We start from the raw sequence: 19,993 nt of genomic DNA, 5'->3' as shown, positions 1-19,993 counted from the left end.
AAAAGTAGTATCTTTGCAACATCATGTTGCACCGTTTTACTACTCCCATAACCGACATTCCGCTTCCGGAAAGGTTCACCTATCCTTTCTGCTATACTCCACACCCGTTATGTATATTGGCAACCAAAGAAGTACAAAGCTATCTTACCCGGCAAACTGCATGGAAGGACGAATTGCGCCAAGGCAAAATGTTCGGGGTGCTGATTGTACAGACCGAGCATGGAGAAACCGGATATTTAGCCGCATTCTCAGGCATATTGGCCGGAAAGAACCTACACTCCTTTTTTGTTCCTCCCGTATATGACTTGCTACAGCCACAAGGCTTTTTCAAGATAGAAGAAGAAAACATATCTTCCATCAACCGCAACATCCGGCAACTGGAAAATGACAAAGCATATGCTGCCTTATCAGCAGAGCTTGCCCGAACCATCCGGTCGGCAGAAGACATACTGGCAACAGCCAAAGCACAGTTGAAAGAAGCCAAAACAGCCAGAGAACAGCGCAGAAAAGAAAAAGAACTCAATGCGCAGGAAGAAGCCGAACTGATACGGGAAAGCCAGTTCCAAAAGGCGGAATATAAACGTCTGGAACGTTCATGGAAAGCAAGGATTACCACACTACAAACGCAGACAGAAGACTGGGAAAGACGGATTTCAGCATTGAAGTCTGAACGTAAAACCCGCTCTGCAGCATTGCAGCAAAAGCTATTCGAACAGTTCGGGATGCTGAACTACCGGGGAGAAGTCAAGAATCTCTGTGAGATATTCGGGCAGACCGTGCACAAGACACCTCCTGCCGGTGCGGGTGAATGCGCAGCCCCCAAACTGCTGCAACAAGCTTATCTGCACGGATGGAAACCTATTGCCATGGCCGAGTTCTGGTGGGGTGATTCCCCCAAGACAGAGATACGCCATCACGGCCACTATTATCCGGCTTGCAAAGGAAAGTGCGAACCTATACTGCAACACATGCTGCAAGGTCTACAAGTAGAGGAAAACCCCATGTTGAAAAGAATGCAGGTACCCTCCCAAAATTTGGAGATTGTTTATGAGGACCCATGGCTTTCGGTCATCAACAAACCGGCAGGAATGCTGTCTGTTCCCGGCAAGGAAGATGCAGTCTCCGTCTATAGCCTGATGCGCAGGCAATATCCCGAAGCTGACGGTCCCCTGACGGTACATCGTCTCGACATGGGCACTTCCGGTTTAATGCTCATTGCCAAGAGCAAGCGCGTACACCAGAACCTTCAAGCCCAATTCAAGAACCGCCTGGTCAGGAAACGTTATGTCGCACTGCTCGAAGGTATCGTCCCAGAGGACAAAGGTACGGTCGACCTCCCGCTTTGCCTGAATCCACTTGACCGCCCACGGCAAATGGTACACACCGAACACGGGAAGCCCGCCATCACCGATTATCAAGTTCTGGAACGTCTGGACGGAAAGCGGACCCGTATCGCTTTCTATCCGCGCACGGGAAGAACCCATCAGCTACGTATACATGCAGCACACCCGCTTGGCTTGCACTGCCCCATCATCGGTGATGAACTTTACGGGAAGAAAGCAGAACGGCTTTATCTGCATGCCGAGTATTTGGAATTTACCCATCCTATCACGGGAGAAACCCTAAAGATTACCAAAGAAGCCGAATTCTGACCGTCTGCTGATTTATAATCAGCAAAGTAATACAATAAATGATGATCCTATAAACCATAATAATCAGACTCATGAGAATACATCATATCGCCATCTGGACCTTCCGACTGGAAGAGATGAAAGAGTTCTACACCTGTTACTTCAACGGGAGCAGCAATGAAAAGTACATCAACCCCCAAAAAGGACTCGAATCTTATTTCCTTCACTTCGATGAAGGAACGGATTTGGAACTGATGAGCCGTACAGACATACAGAATACCCCTATTGAGGAAAACAGACTGGGACTGACCCACTTTGCCTTTGCCTTCGACAGCCAGAAAGCTGTCCTCCGACAGACAGAACGGCTACGCACAGCGGGATATACCATCGCAGGAGAGCCCCGTACCTCCGGCGACGGATATTTTGAAAGTGTCGTCCTCGACCCGGACGGCAACCGTATAGAATGTGTATTCAGGGCATAGTCTCTCAATCAGAGGAGACAAAGCTTCTCAACAGTTTTATCTCCTCTGCCCAAAGCGATTCATCGGGCGTCTCCAAAATAATAGGTATACCGTCAAAACGCACATCTTGCATAAAGCGCCGGAAGAAATCCATACCTATCAGCCCCTTGCCGATGCTGTCGTGACGGTCTACTCTGGAGCCGAGTGCTTTCTTGGAGTCATTCAGGTGTATACCGCGCAGATAGCCGAAACCTACCGCTGTGTCAAACTCCTCAAACACCTTGTCATACTCATTCACTATATCATAGCCTGCTGTATACGTGTGGCAGGTATCAAGGCAAACTCCAACGCGAGACTTGTCATCCACCCGGTCAATGATATGTCCCAGCTGCCAGAACTCGTTTCCCACATTGCTACCCTGCCCGGCTGTGTTCTCTATGACAGCCACCACATCGTGCGTCTTGCCCAATATAAGATTAATGGATTCAGCGACCTTGTCCAGACACTCTTCCACGGAAATCTTATTCAGATGGCTGCCCGGATGAAAATTCAGTAACTTCAGCCCTAATTGTTCGCAGCGCTGCATCTCATCCAGAAAAGCGGCACGGCTTTTCTGTAACCCTTCTTCTTCGGGATGCCCTAAATTTATCAGATAACTGTCGTGAGGCAGGATATAGCGGGAATCGAAGCCAAGCTTCCCGCAATTTTCCTTAAACACCCTGATACTCTCCTCCGTCAGCGGCCTTGCCACCCACTGACGCTGGTTCTTGGTAAACAAGGCAAAAGCATTTGCCCCTATCTCACTGGCATTGACGGGAGCCGCTTCCACTCCCCCACTGGCCGATACATGTGCACCTATAAATTTCATAATCTTATTGTATTTGCTCTTTCATGAATTCCCACTGGCATTTTTTCATGTCCACACACCCATTCTTTCTGAACGTCACGCCCTCTGCCTCCAGCAAAACCCGCTGTTCCGCCCAGCACGGTGCCAGCCTGCCCTGGCTGTTCACTACCCGATGGCAGGGCAAACACATGCCGTCGGGCACATCGTGCATAGCATGTCCCACCATGCGCGAACATTGAGGTCTTCCGACAAGATAGGCTATCTGTCCGTACGTCACCACCCGCCCCGGAGGGATTGCGGCCACTACATTATAAACCTCCTGCTGAAAAGTGTCTTTGTCCATAAAAGTCTGGTTTGGGAAGGCAAAGATATGATAAATTCAGCAGGTATGCGAACAGACGTTACAAGAAAGTGGCTGCGCCGAGCGGATTGTATGTATAGGTGACATTACGGGCACGGATGATTTCGCCCGTCGGGGTAAACAATATCTGATATTTCGTCTGGAGATTTGCCATCCCTACCTCTACCGCCACGATGGACTGCCATTTGGGAAACTGTACCCAAGTGACATTCTGCACCATCCCTCCGGAATATTCACTGGCGGCAAAAGCATTGTAAACGGCAGGGGGCACTTCGTCCATTGTCTCCCAGTCCGTCTGTTGCATTACCCATTGCGCCTGCCCGTCAAACCAGACTTTCGTATCAAAACCGTTCATCAGGAAATCTGCCACATAATAAGATTCATCATGCGACCAGGCAACATCATCTGCCGTAGGATACATTTTCTTCAGTGCAGCTTGTACATCAGCAGGTGCCCAATCGGCAGAAGCCGAGACTGATACCATCAGCATCAAAACCAGAAAAGAGAATTTCAACTTACTCATAACTTCATCAGATTATCATATTATGAGAAGAACGGCGTATGGCAGATTTTGTTCACCGGCAACTCTCAACCATTCAACAGTTAAAAAGAGATATCCATTGTAATTCAATAGAAAATGACTAACTTCACACCAGAAATTCAGAAATATGATAAGAATACATCCCATATCCGGCAACAAAAAGCAATATCTTGACCTGCTGCTGCTTGCCGACGAACAAGAGTCCATGATTGACCGTTATCTGGAACGGGGAGAGATGTTCATCCTATCCGATAATGATACAGTCAAAGCGTCTTGTGTAATCACCTGCGAGGATAAAGGAATCTACGAAATAAAGAGCATAGCTGTCTATCCGGAATACCAGCGCCAGGGATATGGAAGACAACTGATAGCATTCGTTCTTGAACATTATAAAGACCGGTGCCATACTATGCTTGTCGGCACTGGAGACAGTCCGCTAACCATCCCCTTCTATGAAAGCTGCGGATTTGCATACTCACACCGGGTACCCGATTTCTTTATCGATAATTACGACCACCCCATATTTGAAGGAGGCAAGCAACTGAAAGACATGATTTATCTGAAAAGGACGCTTCAACCAAAATAATATCCTATATTTGCATATCACTTAACTCCACACATTATGGAAGCTAAACTTTGCCAAAGCTGCGGAATGCCCTTGTCATCTGCAGAAGTACTCGGAACCAATGCCGACGGTAGCCTCAACGAGGAATATTGCACCTATTGCTACCAGCACGGCAATTTTGCACAAGACTGCACTATGGACGAAATGATAGAACACTGTGCACAGTTCACCGACGAATTCAACAAGAATTCCGGAATGAATTTCACTAAAGAGGAAGCCATTGCCGGTATGAAAGAATTCTTCCCGACCTTGAAACGCTGGCAGTCCAAACAATAAACATGCCGTCCCGTATCGAGCAGGAAAAACGGACAGTAGAACGGATGGTCCGCCTCTACTGCCGGAAAAAGGAAGGTAACAAGCAATTGTGTCCCCAATGCGAGGAACTGCTGGGGTATGCCCGCACTCGTCTTTCACGCTGTCCTTTCGGTGAGAATAAATCCACCTGCAGGCAATGCAGCATTCACTGCTACAAGCCCAAAATGAAAGAACGGATGCGTGAAGTCATGCGGTATGCCGGACCACGGATGCTGTTATATCATCCCGTAGCGGCACTCTGCCATTTGTGGCAGGAGTATGTCCATCAGTATCTCACCAAACGCTTCGGAGTCCCGCGCCAGGAACAGCACAAACAATAAACCGTATCCAGGTCGTATCCTTCCAATGAAGAGGTGCTGTCTTTAGGCACAATCTCGCCTTTGTCAGAGATATAGACCGGCAGGCGCTCACCTTGTCCATTCATCACAAAAAATGCCCCCACTTTGCATTGAGGGCATACCATCTTACGCATAATCAATTGAAATAATACAAAAATATAGCTACCCCTTCCAGTGCCTTCTTCTTTTCACCTTGTATCTCGATGGCAAACTTTATTTCCGCCTTTGCCACGCCGCGCAGATTCGACAGAGATTGTAAATGGGCAACCAGCCGGATGCTCTGTCCGGACAATACCGCCTGACCGAACTTCATCTTGTCCATACCATAATTAATCATCATCTTCAGGTTGTTCACTTCAATAATCTGATTCCACAGATATGGCAACATGGACAAGGTGAGATACCCATGTGCAATGGTGCTCTTAAAAGGGCTTTCCACTTTGGCACGTTCCGTATCGACATGTATCCATTGATGGTCCAATGTCGCATCAGCAAACAGATTGATACGCTCCTGAGGAAGCTCTACATATTCCGAAACACCGATTTGCTGGCCTACCAGCTTTTCAAAATCCTCGTACGAGTTGATAATCACTTTTTCCATTACTCTCTATTTTATTGATAAATTATAAATTCACGCGCTTTATCCACATATCAGCCATTCGTTTATGCCCTGCAGGAGTGGGGTGGATACCGTCCCAAATCCAATAGGTGCCTTGAGAAGCCGGAGCAGTGCCGAGAATTTCATCGAACATCGCATTATAAGGAAGAAATACCGTCTGATAGTCTTTCGCTATCCTCTCTACGATGGCGGCACAGCGACGTACCAGACTGTCACGTTCTGCAAAATCCCCACTCTTGCGCATATTGCCGACATTGGCAACAAAAGGAGCGCCCAGCACTATCTTCAATTCCGGATTGACCTGCAAAGAACGGTCAAGCAAGGAACGGTAACATTTCTCCCATCCTTCAAAATCAAAAGGCTCTTTTTTGTCACCCTGCAGATAGTAATGTACATCGTTTGTCCCCACCAAGACGGAAAGCACATCCGGTTTCATTCCAATGACATCCTCTTCCCAGCGTTTCTCCAAATCCCTGAGAGTGTTTCCACTGATGCCACGATTAAAAAAAGCATATTCCTTTTCCGGGAAATCTCCTTGATAATGACTTGCACACAAATACATATAGCCGCTACCATAAATATGGTTCATATCCCAAAGACTTCGCTCCGCAGTCGGTTTGGGCATCCCACAGGCATTCCCCCAGTTACCGTCCGTGATAGAATCTCCGATAAACAAGACACGCGGGCCGCTTGCATGGAGTAAGAGTGATATGCAGAAAAAAACTATTACAAAGAGTCCAATACGCTTCATGGCATTTTCTTGTTAAGATGTAAAAATTGCAACAAATATACGTCTTATTCCGGCAAGTACAAAAACTCGGGTACCTTTTTCCCATTTCCCCAAAACACATATAACCCTTATTTTTATTTCCGTTCATCACATATTAATTTGGAAATAATGTATCTTTGTCAATATCTTAATTGTTGTGACAGAACAAAAACACCACTATTAAAGATTCCGGTATGAATTCTAAATTTGATTATGACTTACTGTCAGCAATGATGACCAATGCCAATATGGGATGGTGGGAAGCTGATTTAAAGACCGAAAGCTACATTTGCTCCGGATATATCTCCCGGTTGCTGGGACTGGATGAGAATGGAACCATCAGCTTTAAAGATTTCAACAAACGTATTTTGAAAGAGGAACAACGGCATACTACCACACATTCCTTCAACAATATCCGGCAGGCACAAGAGACTGTATATCTGCTCAACACAGTAGAGGGTCCAACGTGGATAAGAAGCAAGGTATGCCTACAGAGAACCGACGAAAACGATAATGTCAAAATCTACGGCATTGCCGAAACACAAGACGGTCCCGACATGTCATCGGCATCCCAAGCCTTACAAGAGCGTAACCGTCTCCTCCATAATATTTATAAATATCTTCCGGTAGGAATTGAGCTCTATAACCGAGAGGGAATATTGATAGATATGAATGACAAAGAGCAGGAAATGTTCCATCTCAAACAGAAAGAAGATCTACTTGGAATCAATATTTTCGAGAATCCGATTTTCCCGGAAGAGATGAAAAGTAAGTTAAGAAAACATGAAAATGCAGACTTCACTTTCCGGTATGACTTCTCTAAAATAGGCAATTACTACAAGACACAGAAGAAGACGGGCACCATAGACCTTGTAACCAAAGTCACAAGCCTTTACGACGATAATCACAACCTGACCAACTATCTGCTAATCAACGCAGACAAAACGGAAACGACCGTCGCTTACAACAAAATACAAGAGTTCGAGAGCCACTTTGAGCTTATAGGTGACTATGCCAAAGTGGGATATGCCAATTATGACCTTCTTAATGAGCAAGGCTATGCCCAACGCAGCTGGTACAAGAACTTGGGTGAGAAAACAGAAACACCGTTGTCCGAAATCATCGGAACCTACAATCATCTCCACCCAGACGACCGTACTATCATGCTTGACTTCCTACAGAACGTAAAGAGAGGACTGGCACACAAGCTCAGCCGGGAAGTACGTGTTCTTAAAGAAGACGGTTCTTTCATGTGGACCCACGTCAACATCATTGTAGAACGCTACATGCCTGAACAGAACATCATAGAGATTATCTGCATCAATTATGACATCACCCAATTAAAGAAGACGGAAGCAATGCTGATACAAGCCAAGGAAAAGGCCGAAGAGGCAGACCGGCTGAAATCCGCTTTCCTTGCCAATATGAGCCATGAAATCCGCACGCCGCTAAATGCGATTATCGGTTTCTCCAGCCTGCTGCACTATGTGGAAAACGAGCAGGAAAGGGAACAGTACATCTCTTTGATAAACCACAACAACCAACTGTTGCTCAAACTAATCAACGACGTTCTGGACCTTTCCAAGATAGAGGCCGGACATATAGAGCTCCATTCCGAATGGTTCAATCCGGCAGAACTCATCGAGGAAAGTATTACCGAGTACGAACGGAACGTTCCGGCAAAAGTGAAACTCTTTGCCAGGCATCCGACAGCCCCCGGCCAGATAGAGCACGACCCTATGCGCATCAAACAGATACTGAACAACTTCATATCGAATGCACTAAAAAACACCGTGCAGGGACATATCGAAGTGTACTACGAAACGGACACAGACGGCATAAGAATCAGTGTTTCCGATACTGGATGCGGTATTCCCCCCGACAAACTGGGAATGATATTCGAACGGTTCGAAAAGGTGGACTCCTTTGCCCAAGGTGCCGGATTAGGACTCTCCATCTGCAAATCCATCATTGAGAAAATGAACGGAGTGATTACCGTAAATTCGACAATGAGAGTGGGAAGCACATTCACCGTGGAACTGCCCTGCCGGACAAGGCCATTCCTAACAACAAACAAAAAACAATGATTTATGACCACACAGAAAGAATTTACCCTGACCCCTCGCCGACGTGGCTTTCACCTGGTGACAGAGGAGATTATACGCAACCTTCCGCCGCTTCCGCCTGCCGGAATCCTGCATCTGTTCATCAAGCATACAAGCGCAGGCCTCACCATCAACGAGAATGCAGACCCTGACGTACAGACAGATATGGAAGCCATCTTCAACCGCCTCGTAAAAGAACGAGAACCTTATTACCAACATACATGCGAAGGCGATGACGATATGCCCGCCCATGCCAAGGCAACCCTCAGCGGAACCAGCCTCACCATCCCCATCACCAATGGGCGTCTGAACATGGGTATCTGGCAAGGCATCTATCTCTGCGAGTTCCGCAATCGGGGCGGAGGAAGAAGAATTGTAGCAACCGTCATCGGATAATCCCCTATCATCATGCAGAAAGCCATCATCATCGGTGCCACTTCAGGCATCGGACAAGAAGTAGCCAGGATACTTGTACAGCAAGGCTGGCATATAGGCATTGCCGGCAGAAGGAAAGAGGCATTGCATGCTCTGCAAGCCACCGCACCCGACCGGATAGTCACGGAACAACTGGACGTTACGGAAGAGACCGCGCCCCTACACCTCCATAACCTGATAGAAAAGCTGGGAGGCATGGACTTGTTTTTCCTCAGTTCCGGCGTGGGACATCAAAACCGGGACTTACAACCGGACATCGAACTGAACACGGCACGTACCAATGTAGAGGGATTTACCCGCATGGTGACTGCCGCCTTCAACTATTTCAAGACAAGAGGCTCCGGGCATATTGCCGTCATCAGCTCCATTGCAGGTACCAAAGGACTGGGCGTTGCACCGGCCTACTCTGCCACCAAACGCTTCCAGAATACCTATATCGAAGCGCTGGCACAACTTGCCCGGATGCAGCATCTTGATATACACTTCACCGACATCCGTCCGGGATTTGTTGCCACCGATTTACTGAAAAGCGGAAAATACCCGATGCTGATGAAAGCAGACCGTGTAGCACAGCACATAATCAAGGCTTTAAGAGAAAAGAGACGGGTAGTTGTCATTGACGGACGCTACCGGGTAGTGGTGTTTTTTTGGCGTATGATTCCACGATGGCTATGGGAAAGGTTGCCTATAACGAATTGATTTCGTATCTTCACGTCTCCAAACAGAAATAGGCATACAGACATGAAGAAAAACTCAAAATATATCGTGCTTACCGTTGCCATTGCACTGTGCGCTGGTTCCAGCCTCCCCTTCCTCGCAGGCAGCAGTACGCTGAATCCCGAACGCGATTCCGTGAAATCCGAAGTTCCCTACTGCATAACCTCCCCCAGCGTACCGGACAAGATCACTTTTGCCGGACAAGCTATTGACCTGCTTCGCTACGACCACCGCGAACGTATGGACCGCGAACTGATGTCCTTCACCTACATGCACTCCACCACCATGCTCATGGTGAAGCGTGCCAACCGCTACTTCCCCGTCATAGAGCCTATACTAAAAGCCAACGGCCTTCCCGATGACTTCAAGTACCTCGCTGTGATAGAAAGCAACCTGAACCCGCTTGCCAAATCGCCTGCGAGTGCCGCCGGCCTATGGCAGTTCATGCCTGCCACCGGACGCGAATTCGGACTGGAGGTGAACAGCAACATCGACGAACGATACCATATCGAGAAAGAGACCAAAGCAGCCTGCAAGTACCTGAAAGATGCCTATCAGAAATACGGGAACTGGCTGTGCGTAGCCGCTGCCTACAATGCCGGGCAAGGACGCATCTCCACACAGCTACAGAAGCAAATGGTAGACCAGGCTGTCGACTTATGGCTGGTAGAAGAAACTTCACGCTACATGTTTCGCCTGCTGGCAGCCAAAGCCGTCATCAGCAATCCGCAACAGTACGGTTTTCTGTTGAAACGGGAACATCTTTATCCGCCCATCCCCTACACGGAAGTGACCGTCACAACGGGCATTGCCAACCTGGCACAGTTCGCCAAAGGGAAAGGCATCACCTATGCCCAACTGAAAGATGCCAACCCCTGGCTGCGAGACACCTCGCTGATGAATAAAAGCGGACGTACTTATACACTGAAGATACCTACGCAGGACGGAATGCATTACGACCCCAAGAAAACAGTACCCCACGACAAGCACTGGGTTATCAACTAAAAGGATGAAGGATGAGGAATGAAGAATTACCATTCGGTACCACAGCGCGGCTAATTTCTTCATTCTTCATTCCTTATTCTTCATTAAACTTGTTTCTCCGTCAGATATTTCCAATAGCGCACGGGCATGTCCTGCTTGTGCTTCCGGGGATTGAGGCGTTCCTTGATGCAGATTGCCTTAAAATAGGTTTTCCAGAGAGATTGGAAAAGCCGTTCGTCTTTGTCCATCAGACTTTCGTCGAGCATGCCGGTGACAAGATGCCCTTCGCGGCTGTCCTCACCAAAAGTCACTTGGCGCACCTCCTTCAAGTCGTAATAGTATCCATAGGCGCGTTTGATGTCATAAATCAGCCAACGCTGGTCGGAAAAACGGTCCTTGAAATGCTCCGTCACCAGGGGAAGGGCATTCTTCTCGGGCTCGACAGCCGCAAAGAAAGTACCGTCTGCAGCTTTCTGGAAACGGACAAACTGAAGCAGGCGTATACGCTCCCAATCCACCCGCTTCCACATACGGGAGAACTCCAGCACATCAAGGTCGGCAAAGTTTGTTTCAATGGAACGAGGAGCATCTATTGCCTTGCGAATATAGCGGAAAAGGAGCATGGGAGTTTCCGGCTCCTCGGCCAGCCAGCACTGGGCCAGACAAGCAAGTGCCGTAGACGACAGCTTCTTCTGCAATCCCCGCCAGACACGACCAGCCTTCTCCTCATCGGTCACCACGGTAAACAGCCCGTCGTAGAACAAAGGAAGCGGCTCTCCTTCCTGAAGCAGCGCATCGGGAAAGGTACGGCGGGAATAGGCTTCGAACACGGAAGTCAGCAATCCCTCAAACGTATGGTCATACAGAAAAATATTCATTCCTCAAAATTAAGTACCAACTGTCTCTCATCCATCTTCTTACGGTCAGGCTTGGGCAGCAGCAGACTGCGTACCCCCTGTGGGGTCAGTTCGTTGACCGTGTGCATAGGCAACTCACAGCAGGTAATGAAATACTGTGCCTTCTTCATCACCACCCCTATCTTCTTCAATTGGTAGAAACCTATCTTGGAGAAACGCCGGGAAGCCACTATCAGCCGTGCAGACTTCACGCCGATGCCCGGCACGCGGAGCAACATCTCATAATCCGCCTTGTTCACATCAATCGGAAACTGCTCGGGATGGCGCAAAGCCCAGGACAGCTTGGGGTCAACCTCCAAATCAAGGTCAGGATAGGCATCATCCACTATTTCCTCCACCTTGAACTGATAGAAGCGCATCAGCCAGTCAGCTTGGTAAAGGCGGTTTTCGCGCACCAAAGAGGGCTGTTTCAATGCCGGCAGGCGCTTATCGTAGGTATTGACGGAAATATAGCCCGAATAGTAGACACGCCGCATCGTAGGCCCCTTGTAGAGAGCTGACGAAAGATACAGAATATCCTTGTCCGTCTCGGCGGTAGCGCCTACTATCATCTGTGTGCTTTGTCCGGCAGGAGCGAAACGGGGAGCGTGGCGGTGTTTCTTGCGTTCTTCCGAACTTTCCAGCACCCCTTGCTGGATGTAGCGCATCGGCGCATATACACTCTTATGGTCTTTCTCCGGCGCAAGCAGTTTCAGATTCTCCTCTTTCGGTATTTCTACATTGACGCTGAGACGGTCGGCATAAAGCCCCGCCTCGTTCACCAGTTCGCGGCTGGCGCCGGGAATGCTTTTCAGATGGATATATCCGTTGAAACGATGGATAGTACGGAGGTCCTTGGCGACACGCACCAGACGCTCCATCGTGTAATCGGGATTGCGCACCACCCCACTGCTCAGGAAAAGCCCTTCGATGTAGTTGCGGCGATAAAACTCCATGGTGAGGTTCACAAGCTCGGTCACCGACAGCGTGGCACGCGGCAGGTCGTTGCTGCGGCGGTTGATGCAGTAGGCGCAGTCGTAGATGCAATAATTGGTAAGCATCACTTTAAGCAGGGAAATGCAACGGCCGTCCTCGGCAAAGCTGTGACAGATACCCCAACCACCCACAGTGTTCCCTAGCATACCCGCCTTGCCGGAGCGCACCGTACCACTGGAGGAACAAGAGACGTCATACTTTGCCGACTCTGCCAGTATCTTCAATTTATTGAGAACGTTTTCATCCATAATACCTGCGTCAAAAGTAGCAATAATACTTTTCAAAAACAAAAAAGACCGCCAGCAGTGGCAGTCTTTCGCAGCATCAAATATGCTTTTTTTCTTACTTCTTAGAAGCTTCCAAAGATGCTTTGCGGAATTCCTTCATAGCTTTTTCGATTTCCAAGGAAGCCTTACGAGCGCGAGTTCCTGCTGCCTTGTTACCGTTTTCCAACTGAGCATTTGCATCTTTTGAGAAGTCTGCATACAATGCAGCTACTTTTTCAACTAATTCTTTCATAATCCTTTTCAAATTACTTCGTTAATAATGTCTGGCAAAAATACATTCTTTCTTGAAATAAATGCAGAAAAACGATATTTTTTTTGAAATATTCGGTAAAATCGCCGCAAAAAGGGGCTCTTACGCGTTTTTTATCTACTTTTGCAAGCATGAAAACGCTTACTGACACCGAATATATACACGCTCTCATAGCCGAAGGAGAGCACCAACAGCAGGATTTCAAGTTCGAAATATCCGACGCCCGCAAGATAGCCAAAACCCTTTCAGCCTTTGCCAATACAGACGGTGGAAAACTGCTCATCGGAGTGAAAGATAACGGGAAAATTGCCGGTGTCCGTTCGGACGAAGAACAATATATGATAGAAGCGGCTGCCGGACTTTATTGCAGCCCCGAAGTGAGCTACACCATGCAGACCTATCTGGTGGAAGGCCGCAGTGTGCTGGTGGTACAAATCGAGGAAAGTGACCGGAAGCCGGTATATGCCAAGGACGAAACAGGAAAATACTTGGCTTATCTCCGCATCAAGGATGAAAACATCCTGGCTACTCCCGTCCATCTGCGCGTCTGGCAGCAAAGCGGAAGTCCGAAAGGAGAACTGATAGAATATACCGAACGGGAACAACTGTTGCTCAATCTGCTGGAAGAAAACGACCGCCTTTCACTGAACCGTTACTGCCGCCTGGCGCATCTTTCCCGACGCGCCGCCGAACATCTGCTGGCAAAGTTTGTTCGTTACGACATAGTGGAACCGGTGTTTGAAGGACACAAATTTCACTTCAGGCTGAAATAGGCAAGGAGATTCCGTCAGGTTTTCCAGATTTGTCCATGGTACAAATTGCAGCATGCGAGTTCATACTACGTTGTTATCATCAACTTGCAAGGTATCTATCTCAGTTAACGACAGAGGTAGCCTTGAATAACGACAGAGGATAGCACTTTTTTTATGTGAGTTTTTTACTAAATTGGGATGCACCGTATGGTTTACGTTGAGAACCCGCTTTGTACAGTTCCGGATGATAAAGGAAATGGTACGTCTGCTGGGTGACTCAGACGGGAAAGGCGATGCCAAGGAAAAGTATATCTTATTGCCATCAGCCTGCTCGGAAAATACGCTTTCAGGCTGCTTGAAGACTACCGCACAAAGAAAAGCGCCGGTATCAAAGACCCCGTTTTCACCAAGAACCGCCTGAAAGAGGTAGAAAAAGACATAGAGTGCTGGTGATAACCAACTTATTTCGTACTTTTGCAGCCGGAACCGCCGGATGACCCGCGGTCTTGTAATTTGTAATCAGTAATTCGTAATTTGATATGAGTTTATTTGCCAAACTATTCAACAAGAATACCGGAGAAGTATCTTCGAAGAATGTGGAAGACTTCGTGTCACTGACACGCGTCTACTTCCAGTCTGTAATAGCCGCCAACCTGGGCATCACCAATATCCGCTTTGTGCCGGATGTAGCCAACTTCAAGCGTCTGTTCAAAATCCCCACGCAGGGAGGCCGCCTGGGACAAGCGGAAAAGGCCGCTTCGCGCAAGATGCTGATGCAGGACTACGGCATCAGTGAAAACTTCTTCAAGGAAATTGATACTTCCGTCAAGAAGCACTGCCGTACGCAGAACGACGTACAAGGTTATCTCTTTATGTATCAAGGCTTCTCCAATGACTTGATGATGCTGATGGGAAACCTGATGCAGTGGAAATTCCGCATGCCTTCCATCTTCAAGGGAGCACTGCGCAGCATGACCGAAAAAACCGTACACGACGTCTGTACAAAAACCGTATGGAAAAAGGACGATGTACACAAAACGGCAGCGGCAGTACGCCAGTACAAAGAGCGTCTGGGATATTCGGAACAATGGATGACCGAGTACGTTTACAACGTAGTGATGCTGGCCAAAAAGGAACCGAAACAGAAAGCCAACGAAGAGAAATAAAAGAAAAAGAATTCTAAAGAACTTTAGAAACAAGAAGGCGGGAAAGAAATTTCCCGCTTTTTTTTGTTATTTTTAGCAAATGAAATCATTTTCCCCTCACGGAACACAAGGACGCACCCCGCGTCAACCATCATAAATATTAACTTCAAAAAAACAACCGCTTATGAAACAAAAGAAAATGCTTGCACTCACTCTCTCACAACTGGAACAACTTTATCGGCACGAACTCCCTGAATTGGTCAGCATCGCCGTTCAAAGCGACGATACGGAAGCCTTCAAGGCCAACCTGACGGAGTACATTGCCGGACATCCGGAAGTGGACAGCGAGGCCGGTAAGCAAATTCGACTCTTGATTGAATTTGACGGGCAGGAAGTACACGAGCTCTCCATCGGAGAACAGCTGCCCATATCAACTTTATCAATGCTGCATTCCTTCCTCACGGGACAATGGGAAGAGGAAACGGAAACGGACCTGTTCATCGACTTGTTCCAGCAGTTCAAACGCCTCCACCAACCAGCCCCCACCCTGCCCTCCGCACAGAAAATCAAAACCCTGACCGAACGCTGGCCCAGCGGACTGGATGAAGACGTGCAGCATATCCGTGCAAAGAACAAGGAACGCATCCTGCATGCACTGGTGCAGAAGATTGAGCACCGCAAGACCCCGGCTTCCCGCTTCCATTTCGAAGAGGGACTCAGCTACGAGGAGAAGTTCAACCTCGTCAGCGAATGGTGGAATGACTTCCGTTTCCATCTTGCCATGGCCGTCAAAAGCCCTACGGAGCTAAACCGTCTTCTCGGCAACTCCCTTTCTGCCGAAACCATGTACCTGCTCTCAAAAGCCCGTAAGAAGGGAATGCCTTTCTTCGCCACCCCCTATTATCTGTCACTGCTGAACTGCACCGGCAGCGGATACGACGACGAGGCCCTGCGCAGCTATATACTCTATTCACCCCAACTGGTGGAAACCTACGGACAGATACGTGCCTGGGAACGGGAGGATATCGTAGAACCAGGTAAACCCAACGCCGCCGGCTGGCTGCTGCCCGACGGGCATAACATCCACCGCCGTTATCCGGAAGTGGCCATCCTCATCCCCGACACCATGGGACGCGCCTGCGGAGGACTCTGCGCATCTTGTCAGCGTATGTACGACTTTCAAAGCAAACGGCTCAATTTTGAGTTTGACACCCTGCGCCCCAAGGAGACATGGGAAAAGAAGCTGCGCCGGCTGATGGCCTATTTTGAGGAAGACACGCAACTACGGGACATTCTCATCACCGGCGGTGACGCACTGATGAGCCAAAACAAGACGCTGGGCAATATTCTGGATGCCGTCTACCGCATGGCAGTCCGCAAGCGGAAAGCCAATCAGGAACGGCCCGAAGGAGAAAAGTATGCAGAGCTGCAACGCGTACGCCTCGGCTCACGCCTCCCCGCCTACCTGCCCATGCGCATCAATGACGGGCTGGTGGAGATTCTAAGGGAATTCAAGGAAAAGGCGTCTACCATCGGTATCCGCCAGTTCATTATCCAGACACATTTCCAAACCCCGCTCGAAGTCACTCCGGAAGCTGCCGAAGGAATACGCAAACTGCTGGCGGCAGGCTGGCTCATTGACAACCAACTGGTATACAACGTAGCTGCATCCCGCCGGGGGCATACCACCCGCCTGCGCCAAGTGCTCAATCAGTTGGGAGTGGTTTGCTACTACACCTTCTCCGTGAAAGGTTTTGAAGAAAACAATGCCGTGTTTACTCCCAACAGCCGTTCCGTACAAGAGCAACGGGAAGAAAAGCGCTTCGGGAAGCTGACCAAGGAAGATGCCCATAATCTGTCCGTACTGCTTGGAACCGTCCATGACCCGGCAGCCTGCATCCGGCGTTTCCTGAAAACGCACCACCTGCCTTTCCTCGCCACCGACCGCAATGTACTCAATCTGCCCGCCATCGGCAAGAGCATGACCTTCAACATGGTAGGCATCACCCCCGAAGGCAAGCGCATCCTACGGTTCGACCATGACGGCACCCGGCGCCACAGCCCTATAATAGACCAGCTGGGACAAATATATATCGTAGAAAACAAGTCCATAGCCTCCTACCTCCGTCAGCTGCAAGCCATGGGAGAAGACGCCGAAGAATATGCCACCATCTGGAACTATACGGAAGGCAAGACGGAATCCCGGTTCAGCCTCTACGAATATCCTGATTTCCCCTTCCAAATCACCGACAGAATGAGCAATCAGGACATTGTAGGATAGCATATCCAAGATATATTCCGTACTTTTGCAGGCAGAACAATGAAATTGGAAAGTATGGAAATAGAACAACACCCTTTAGAACCCTTCCTTCCCGGCAACGCCCGTCTGCTGATGCTGGGAAGCTTTCCTCCGCAGAAAAAGCGGTGGTCCATGGAGTTTTACTACCCCAACTGGAACAATGACATGTGGAGGATTACCGGGTTCCTTTTCTTCAATGACAAGGATTATTTTGTAGACAAAACGAAGAAGGCTTTCTGCAAAGAACGTCTCATCAGTTTCCTGCAGGAAAAGGGTATTGCCTTGTTCGACACAGCCTCTGCCATACGGCGCCTGCAGGACAACGCCTCGGATAAGTTTCTGGAAGTGGTGCAACCCACGGACGTCCCTGCCCTGCTACACCGGATACCGCAATGCAAGGCTATCGTCACTACCGGCGAGAAGGCTACGGACACACTGTGCACGCAGTTCTCCATCGACAAGCCCAAAGTAGGCGACTTCACGGAGTTTCTTTTCGAAAACCATCCGATGCGCCTCTACCGGATGCCTTCTTCCTCAAGAGCCTACCCGCTGGCACTGGAAAAAAAAGCAGCAGCGTATCGCATTATGTATCAGGACTTACAGATGTTGTAAGCAACTTTCTTTAGAAAATAAGTACGTCCGTTACTTGCATATTTGAAAGTTTGCATTACCTTTGCAGCCGCAAACACGGGAGTAGCTCAGTTGGTAGAGCACCGGTCTCCAAAACCGGGTGTCGGGAGTTCGAGCCTCTCCTCCCGTGCATGAACGAATAATGGCTGTAAGTATTGCTTACAGCCATTATTCGTTTTATAAATGCCTACCGGATATCTATCAGCTTATGTGTCTGCAAACTAAGCCTCCACTTAGGATGCTTCATCACGCAATCCACCGTTTCGGCCGTATTGCTGCAAGAGCAAGGCTGAAGAAAGAAATGCCCGGCGGGCAGCTGCTCATAAACAGTAATATCCTGCCCTTCATACACTACCTTCACTTCATTCATACGCGTAATTTCCAGCTTTGCCCCCTGCTTGGGAGAACAGGTCACCCAATCTATATTATCCGGCAGCGGACGGGTACCGTTTGTTTCAATGCAGACATACTTTCCCGCCTGGTGCAGACAATCCACAAATTCACGGTCAATCCAAAGGGAGGGTTCTCCACCGGTCAATATCACGGTAGCGGCAGGGTATTTACTGACTTCTGTTACGATATCTTCATCGGACATCAGTATGCCGTCCTCATGCTGCGTATCACAGAAGGAGCACTTCAGGTTGCAACCGGAAAAACGGATAAAGACAGCCGGGGTACCCGTATGGTATCCTTCTCCCTGCAAACTGTAGAATATCTCATTAATCTTCCTCATAGACGGCAATGTTTGATTCCGACTCCTGCACCTCTACCTTGAAGCAAGTGGGTATCTGGTCGCATATCCAACGGGCTATGTTCTCGGCTGTGGGATTGAAGGACAGCACTTCATTAAGATTATGGTGGTCCAGCTGTTCCTTTACCACCTGCTTGATGTGACTGAAGTCTACCACCATTCCGTCCGCATTCAGCTCTTTGGAACGGCAATAGACAGTGATAATCCAGTTGTGACCGTGCAGATTCTCACACTTGCTGCGATAAGAAAGTTTCAGGCTATGGGCAGCCGACACTTCCATGCGTTTGATGACTGTGTACATATTGTTAATACGCTAATTAATATAATAAGTTGCCGCATCTAATGTCACCTCGATGCGACGGCAAAATTACAAAAAATTAAGATTTATCCATTCACTTCCCTAACTTATTCGTACACACAAAGAGAATTGGCAACCTTACGCTCTGCGCTGCCACTCGGGGTATTGGCTATTCCCTTATCCGGCAACTCCCCACTCCACAGCGTAGAAGAACCGCCACCGTCCAGATTCAACGCATCCTCCCCACCCAATACACGAATCATATGGGCAAGCTCGGGTATATTGATGCCTTCCGCTTTTCCCTTCCGACGTCCGTCAACGACAATAAGCAGGATTTTTCCTTCTCTTGTCAGCGCCACAGCACTGCGGGGATGCTTGGTATCTACAAAATTCCGGTTAGTCCCGGACAAGTCGCACACTTGCCCGTCCTTCAGCATCAAAGGACCGGAAGCCAGCACAGTGCCTTTTTTCAAAGTACATGCCTTTTCTTCCTGCTTGCTCCAGGGAATCAGTTCCAGCCTGCCCTTCTTTATAAGTACAGCTCCATTGGACACTGTTGCCAGAACCCCAGTAGAGGTAGTATCTATCACCACCCCGTCCTTACGCAGATAGCAGACGGAATTTCCGGCTTTCATATCAAAATAGGAGCCATTGATGGCCGCCACCGCACCTGCATGCCGGGCGGCTATACTGGTCTCCTCCTTGGGATTGTGGACGAGCACATCGAAACGGTAGCGCTTCGGGGATATTTCAAAAATAGACACTTCCTGAGGAACTCCATACAAAGAACTGAATACTGCCTTTTTATAAAGCATCCCTTTCTGCAGGGGCTCAGTCTGCCAATCGGCAGAAACGATGGCAAGAGAGTCGGCAGCAGTCTGCGCCATTGCTGCAAACATGCCGCAACAGAGAAACACTGCCAGGAATATTTTCTTTTTCAT

Annotated in this window: 25 protein-coding genes, 1 tRNA gene and 1 pseudogene; 15 read left to right on the top strand and 12 right to left on the bottom strand. The window is 48.6% G+C overall.

Going from position 1 to position 19,993, the window contains the following annotated elements:
* Positions 1–23: 23 nt before the first annotated feature.
* Both ITJ87_RS09275 and ITJ87_RS09270 read left to right on the top strand, forming a co-directional pair.
* Positions 24–1,652, top strand: coding sequence for an RluA family pseudouridine synthase (locus ITJ87_RS09275; protein WP_181980931.1), 1,629 nt, complete (start codon positions 24–26; stop codon positions 1,650–1,652).
* A gap of 71 nt (positions 1,653–1,723) precedes the next feature.
* Positions 1,724–2,113: a VOC family protein gene (locus ITJ87_RS09270; protein ID WP_117966829.1), complete on the top strand. Its 390-nt coding sequence runs from the start codon at positions 1,724–1,726 to the stop codon at positions 2,111–2,113.
* A 4-nt stretch (positions 2,114–2,117) separates the two neighbouring features.
* Here the strand turns inward: ITJ87_RS09270 and nfo are convergent, their stop codons facing one another.
* The 3 genes from nfo to ITJ87_RS09255 are packed head-to-tail and all read right to left on the bottom strand — an operon-like array spanning position 2,118 to position 3,823.
* Positions 2,118–2,960, bottom strand: a complete 843-nt coding sequence (gene nfo, locus ITJ87_RS09265; RefSeq protein ID WP_005835868.1) for a deoxyribonuclease IV — start codon at positions 2,958–2,960, stop codon at positions 2,118–2,120.
* A gap of 4 nt (positions 2,961–2,964) precedes the next feature.
* Complete coding sequence (locus ITJ87_RS09260) at positions 2,965–3,282, bottom strand: MGMT family protein (RefSeq protein ID WP_117966833.1); 318 nt, start codon at positions 3,280–3,282, stop codon at positions 2,965–2,967.
* A 58-nt stretch (positions 3,283–3,340) separates the two neighbouring features.
* Entirely contained in the window at positions 3,341–3,823 is a 483-nt protein-coding gene (locus tag ITJ87_RS09255) for a PepSY-like domain-containing protein (RefSeq protein WP_005835865.1), read from the bottom strand.
* A gap of 145 nt (positions 3,824–3,968) precedes the next feature.
* Between ITJ87_RS09255 and ITJ87_RS09250 the strand changes: the two genes are divergently transcribed.
* The 3 genes from ITJ87_RS09250 to ITJ87_RS09240 are packed head-to-tail and all read left to right on the top strand — an operon-like array spanning position 3,969 to position 5,101.
* On the top strand, positions 3,969–4,427 hold the full coding sequence (locus ITJ87_RS09250) for a GNAT family N-acetyltransferase (RefSeq protein ID WP_005835863.1): 459 nt from the start codon (positions 3,969–3,971) through the stop codon (positions 4,425–4,427).
* Between the two features lie 36 nt (positions 4,428–4,463).
* On the top strand, positions 4,464–4,742 hold the full coding sequence (locus ITJ87_RS09245) for a zinc ribbon domain-containing protein (RefSeq protein WP_117600687.1): 279 nt from the start codon (positions 4,464–4,466) through the stop codon (positions 4,740–4,742).
* Between the two features lie 2 nt (positions 4,743–4,744).
* The gene (locus ITJ87_RS09240) at positions 4,745–5,101 is read left to right on the top strand and encodes a nitrous oxide-stimulated promoter family protein (protein WP_117600686.1); all 357 of its coding nucleotides are present in this window, start codon (positions 4,745–4,747) and stop codon (positions 5,099–5,101) included.
* Here the strand turns inward: ITJ87_RS09240 and ITJ87_RS18665 are convergent.
* From ITJ87_RS18665 to ITJ87_RS09230, 3 genes are read right to left on the bottom strand one after another with little or no spacing between them, the layout of a single operon-like run.
* Positions 5,047–5,253, bottom strand: a complete 207-nt coding sequence (locus ITJ87_RS18665; protein WP_009036627.1) for a hypothetical protein — start codon at positions 5,251–5,253, stop codon at positions 5,047–5,049. The genes ITJ87_RS09240 and ITJ87_RS18665 overlap by 55 nt on opposite strands.
* A 2-nt stretch (positions 5,254–5,255) precedes the next feature.
* Positions 5,256–5,720: a MaoC family dehydratase gene (locus ITJ87_RS09235; RefSeq protein WP_005826461.1), complete on the bottom strand. Its 465-nt coding sequence runs from the start codon at positions 5,718–5,720 to the stop codon at positions 5,256–5,258.
* Positions 5,721–5,742: 22 nt separating this feature from the next.
* A complete protein-coding gene (locus ITJ87_RS09230) occupies positions 5,743–6,489 on the bottom strand; it encodes an SGNH/GDSL hydrolase family protein (protein ID WP_117966178.1) in 747 nt (248 codons plus the stop codon).
* A 212-nt stretch (positions 6,490–6,701) separates the two neighbouring features.
* On the opposite strand from ITJ87_RS09230, the gene ITJ87_RS09225 reads away from it, so the two are divergent.
* From ITJ87_RS09225 to ITJ87_RS09210, 4 genes are read left to right on the top strand one after another with little or no spacing between them, the layout of a single operon-like run.
* Positions 6,702–8,594, top strand: a complete 1,893-nt coding sequence (locus tag ITJ87_RS09225) for a PAS domain-containing sensor histidine kinase (protein WP_117966180.1) — start codon at positions 6,702–6,704, stop codon at positions 8,592–8,594.
* A gap of 3 nt (positions 8,595–8,597) precedes the next feature.
* Complete coding sequence (locus ITJ87_RS09220; protein WP_117966183.1) at positions 8,598–9,008, top strand: secondary thiamine-phosphate synthase enzyme YjbQ; 411 nt, start codon at positions 8,598–8,600, stop codon at positions 9,006–9,008.
* A 12-nt stretch (positions 9,009–9,020) separates the two neighbouring features.
* Positions 9,021–9,746, top strand: coding sequence for an SDR family oxidoreductase (locus tag ITJ87_RS09215; protein ID WP_117966186.1), 726 nt, complete (start codon positions 9,021–9,023; stop codon positions 9,744–9,746).
* 42 nt (positions 9,747–9,788) lie between these two features.
* The gene (locus ITJ87_RS09210) at positions 9,789–10,769 is read left to right on the top strand and encodes a lytic transglycosylase domain-containing protein (RefSeq protein WP_117966189.1); all 981 of its coding nucleotides are present in this window, start codon (positions 9,789–9,791) and stop codon (positions 10,767–10,769) included.
* 83 nt (positions 10,770–10,852) lie between these two features.
* Here ITJ87_RS09210 and ITJ87_RS09205 read toward each other — a convergent pair whose 3' ends face one another.
* The 3 genes from ITJ87_RS09205 to ITJ87_RS09195 all read right to left on the bottom strand — a co-directional run bounded on the left by ITJ87_RS09205 (position 10,853) and on the right by ITJ87_RS09195 (position 13,159).
* Positions 10,853–11,626: a TIGR03915 family putative DNA repair protein gene (locus ITJ87_RS09205; RefSeq protein WP_117966192.1), complete on the bottom strand. Its 774-nt coding sequence runs from the start codon at positions 11,624–11,626 to the stop codon at positions 10,853–10,855.
* Positions 11,623–12,888 carry a putative DNA modification/repair radical SAM protein gene (locus tag ITJ87_RS09200; RefSeq protein WP_117966271.1) on the bottom strand — a complete coding sequence of 422 codons (1,266 nt, stop codon included), beginning with the start codon at positions 12,886–12,888 and terminating at the stop codon, positions 11,623–11,625. Before ITJ87_RS09200 ends, ITJ87_RS09205 begins: the two co-directional genes overlap by 4 nt.
* Before the next feature lie 94 nt (positions 12,889–12,982).
* Positions 12,983–13,159 (bottom strand): histone H1, encoded by a 177-nt coding sequence (locus tag ITJ87_RS09195; RefSeq protein ID WP_005826447.1) that lies wholly within the window; start codon positions 13,157–13,159, stop codon positions 12,983–12,985.
* Positions 13,160–13,308: 149 nt separating this feature from the next.
* Between ITJ87_RS09195 and ITJ87_RS09190 the strand changes: the two genes are divergently transcribed.
* The 6 genes and pseudogenes from ITJ87_RS09190 (at position 13,309) to ITJ87_RS09165 (ending at position 18,133) form a co-directional block, all read left to right on the top strand.
* Positions 13,309–13,950 (top strand): helix-turn-helix domain-containing protein, encoded by a 642-nt coding sequence (locus ITJ87_RS09190; protein ID WP_117966195.1) that lies wholly within the window; start codon positions 13,309–13,311, stop codon positions 13,948–13,950.
* 291 nt (positions 13,951–14,241) lie between these two features.
* Positions 14,242–14,382, top strand: a pseudogene (locus ITJ87_RS09185) (sodium:alanine symporter); the annotation flags it as partial.
* A gap of 86 nt (positions 14,383–14,468) precedes the next feature.
* On the top strand, positions 14,469–15,095 hold the full coding sequence (locus ITJ87_RS09180; RefSeq protein ID WP_005826441.1) for a hypothetical protein: 627 nt from the start codon (positions 14,469–14,471) through the stop codon (positions 15,093–15,095).
* 163 nt (positions 15,096–15,258) lie between these two features.
* Positions 15,259–17,355 (top strand): KamA family radical SAM protein, encoded by a 2,097-nt coding sequence (locus ITJ87_RS09175; protein WP_117966198.1) that lies wholly within the window; start codon positions 15,259–15,261, stop codon positions 17,353–17,355.
* 54 nt (positions 17,356–17,409) lie between these two features.
* Positions 17,410–17,985, top strand: coding sequence for a uracil-DNA glycosylase family protein (locus ITJ87_RS09170; RefSeq protein WP_016273281.1), 576 nt, complete (start codon positions 17,410–17,412; stop codon positions 17,983–17,985).
* A gap of 75 nt (positions 17,986–18,060) precedes the next feature.
* Positions 18,061–18,133, top strand: a tRNA-Trp gene (locus tag ITJ87_RS09165).
* Positions 18,134–18,190: 57 nt separating this feature from the next.
* On the opposite strand, the gene ITJ87_RS09160 is transcribed toward ITJ87_RS09165, so the two are convergent.
* The 3 genes from ITJ87_RS09160 to ITJ87_RS09150 form a co-directional block, all read right to left on the bottom strand.
* A complete protein-coding gene (locus ITJ87_RS09160) occupies positions 18,191–18,736 on the bottom strand; it encodes a radical SAM protein (protein ID WP_117600677.1) in 546 nt (181 codons plus the stop codon).
* Positions 18,723–19,055 carry a 6-carboxytetrahydropterin synthase QueD gene (gene queD / locus ITJ87_RS09155; protein WP_005826426.1) on the bottom strand — a complete coding sequence of 111 codons (333 nt, stop codon included), beginning with the start codon at positions 19,053–19,055 and terminating at the stop codon, positions 18,723–18,725. The genes ITJ87_RS09160 and queD overlap by 14 nt, the downstream gene beginning before the upstream one ends.
* Positions 19,056–19,159: 104 nt before the next feature.
* Entirely contained in the window at positions 19,160–19,993 is an 834-nt protein-coding gene (locus tag ITJ87_RS09150; protein WP_008663824.1) for a phosphodiester glycosidase family protein, read from the bottom strand.

This window comes from Bacteroides sp. HF-162, from assembly GCF_015679285.1.
In the GTDB taxonomy this organism is placed as follows: Bacteria; Bacteroidota; Bacteroidia; order Bacteroidales; family Bacteroidaceae; genus Bacteroides; species Bacteroides uniformis.
This window is presented reverse-complemented; position numbering and strand designations above follow the sequence as displayed.

Coding starts and splice junctions, on each gene's coding strand:
- ITJ87_RS09275 (WP_181980931.1), top strand. CDS start 24: ATGTTGCACCGTTTTACTACTCCCATAACCGACATTCCGCTTCCGGAA.
- ITJ87_RS09270 (WP_117966829.1), top strand. CDS start 1,724: ATGAGAATACATCATATCGCCATCTGGACCTTCCGACTGGAAGAGATG.
- nfo (WP_005835868.1), bottom strand. CDS start 2,960: ATGAAATTTATAGGTGCACATGTATCGGCCAGTGGGGGAGTGGAAGCG.
- ITJ87_RS09260 (WP_117966833.1), bottom strand. CDS start 3,282: ATGGACAAAGACACTTTTCAGCAGGAGGTTTATAATGTAGTGGCCGCA.
- ITJ87_RS09255 (WP_005835865.1), bottom strand. CDS start 3,823: ATGAGTAAGTTGAAATTCTCTTTTCTGGTTTTGATGCTGATGGTATCA.
- ITJ87_RS09250 (WP_005835863.1), top strand. CDS start 3,969: ATGATAAGAATACATCCCATATCCGGCAACAAAAAGCAATATCTTGAC.
- ITJ87_RS09245 (WP_117600687.1), top strand. CDS start 4,464: ATGGAAGCTAAACTTTGCCAAAGCTGCGGAATGCCCTTGTCATCTGCA.
- ITJ87_RS09240 (WP_117600686.1), top strand. CDS start 4,745: ATGCCGTCCCGTATCGAGCAGGAAAAACGGACAGTAGAACGGATGGTC.
- ITJ87_RS18665 (WP_009036627.1), bottom strand. CDS start 5,253: ATGCGTAAGATGGTATGCCCTCAATGCAAAGTGGGGGCATTTTTTGTG.
- ITJ87_RS09235 (WP_005826461.1), bottom strand. CDS start 5,720: ATGGAAAAAGTGATTATCAACTCGTACGAGGATTTTGAAAAGCTGGTA.
- ITJ87_RS09230 (WP_117966178.1), bottom strand. CDS start 6,489: ATGAAGCGTATTGGACTCTTTGTAATAGTTTTTTTCTGCATATCACTC.
- ITJ87_RS09225 (WP_117966180.1), top strand. CDS start 6,702: ATGAATTCTAAATTTGATTATGACTTACTGTCAGCAATGATGACCAAT.
- ITJ87_RS09220 (WP_117966183.1), top strand. CDS start 8,598: ATGACCACACAGAAAGAATTTACCCTGACCCCTCGCCGACGTGGCTTT.
- ITJ87_RS09215 (WP_117966186.1), top strand. CDS start 9,021: ATGCAGAAAGCCATCATCATCGGTGCCACTTCAGGCATCGGACAAGAA.
- ITJ87_RS09210 (WP_117966189.1), top strand. CDS start 9,789: ATGAAGAAAAACTCAAAATATATCGTGCTTACCGTTGCCATTGCACTG.
- ITJ87_RS09205 (WP_117966192.1), bottom strand. CDS start 11,626: ATGAATATTTTTCTGTATGACCATACGTTTGAGGGATTGCTGACTTCC.
- ITJ87_RS09200 (WP_117966271.1), bottom strand. CDS start 12,888: ATGGATGAAAACGTTCTCAATAAATTGAAGATACTGGCAGAGTCGGCA.
- ITJ87_RS09195 (WP_005826447.1), bottom strand. CDS start 13,159: ATGAAAGAATTAGTTGAAAAAGTAGCTGCATTGTATGCAGACTTCTCA.
- ITJ87_RS09190 (WP_117966195.1), top strand. CDS start 13,309: ATGAAAACGCTTACTGACACCGAATATATACACGCTCTCATAGCCGAA.
- ITJ87_RS09180 (WP_005826441.1), top strand. CDS start 14,469: ATGAGTTTATTTGCCAAACTATTCAACAAGAATACCGGAGAAGTATCT.
- ITJ87_RS09175 (WP_117966198.1), top strand. CDS start 15,259: ATGAAACAAAAGAAAATGCTTGCACTCACTCTCTCACAACTGGAACAA.
- ITJ87_RS09170 (WP_016273281.1), top strand. CDS start 17,410: ATGGAAATAGAACAACACCCTTTAGAACCCTTCCTTCCCGGCAACGCC.
- ITJ87_RS09160 (WP_117600677.1), bottom strand. CDS start 18,736: ATGAGGAAGATTAATGAGATATTCTACAGTTTGCAGGGAGAAGGATAC.
- queD (WP_005826426.1), bottom strand. CDS start 19,055: ATGTACACAGTCATCAAACGCATGGAAGTGTCGGCTGCCCATAGCCTG.
- ITJ87_RS09150 (WP_008663824.1), bottom strand. CDS start 19,993: ATGAAAAAGAAAATATTCCTGGCAGTGTTTCTCTGTTGCGGCATGTTT.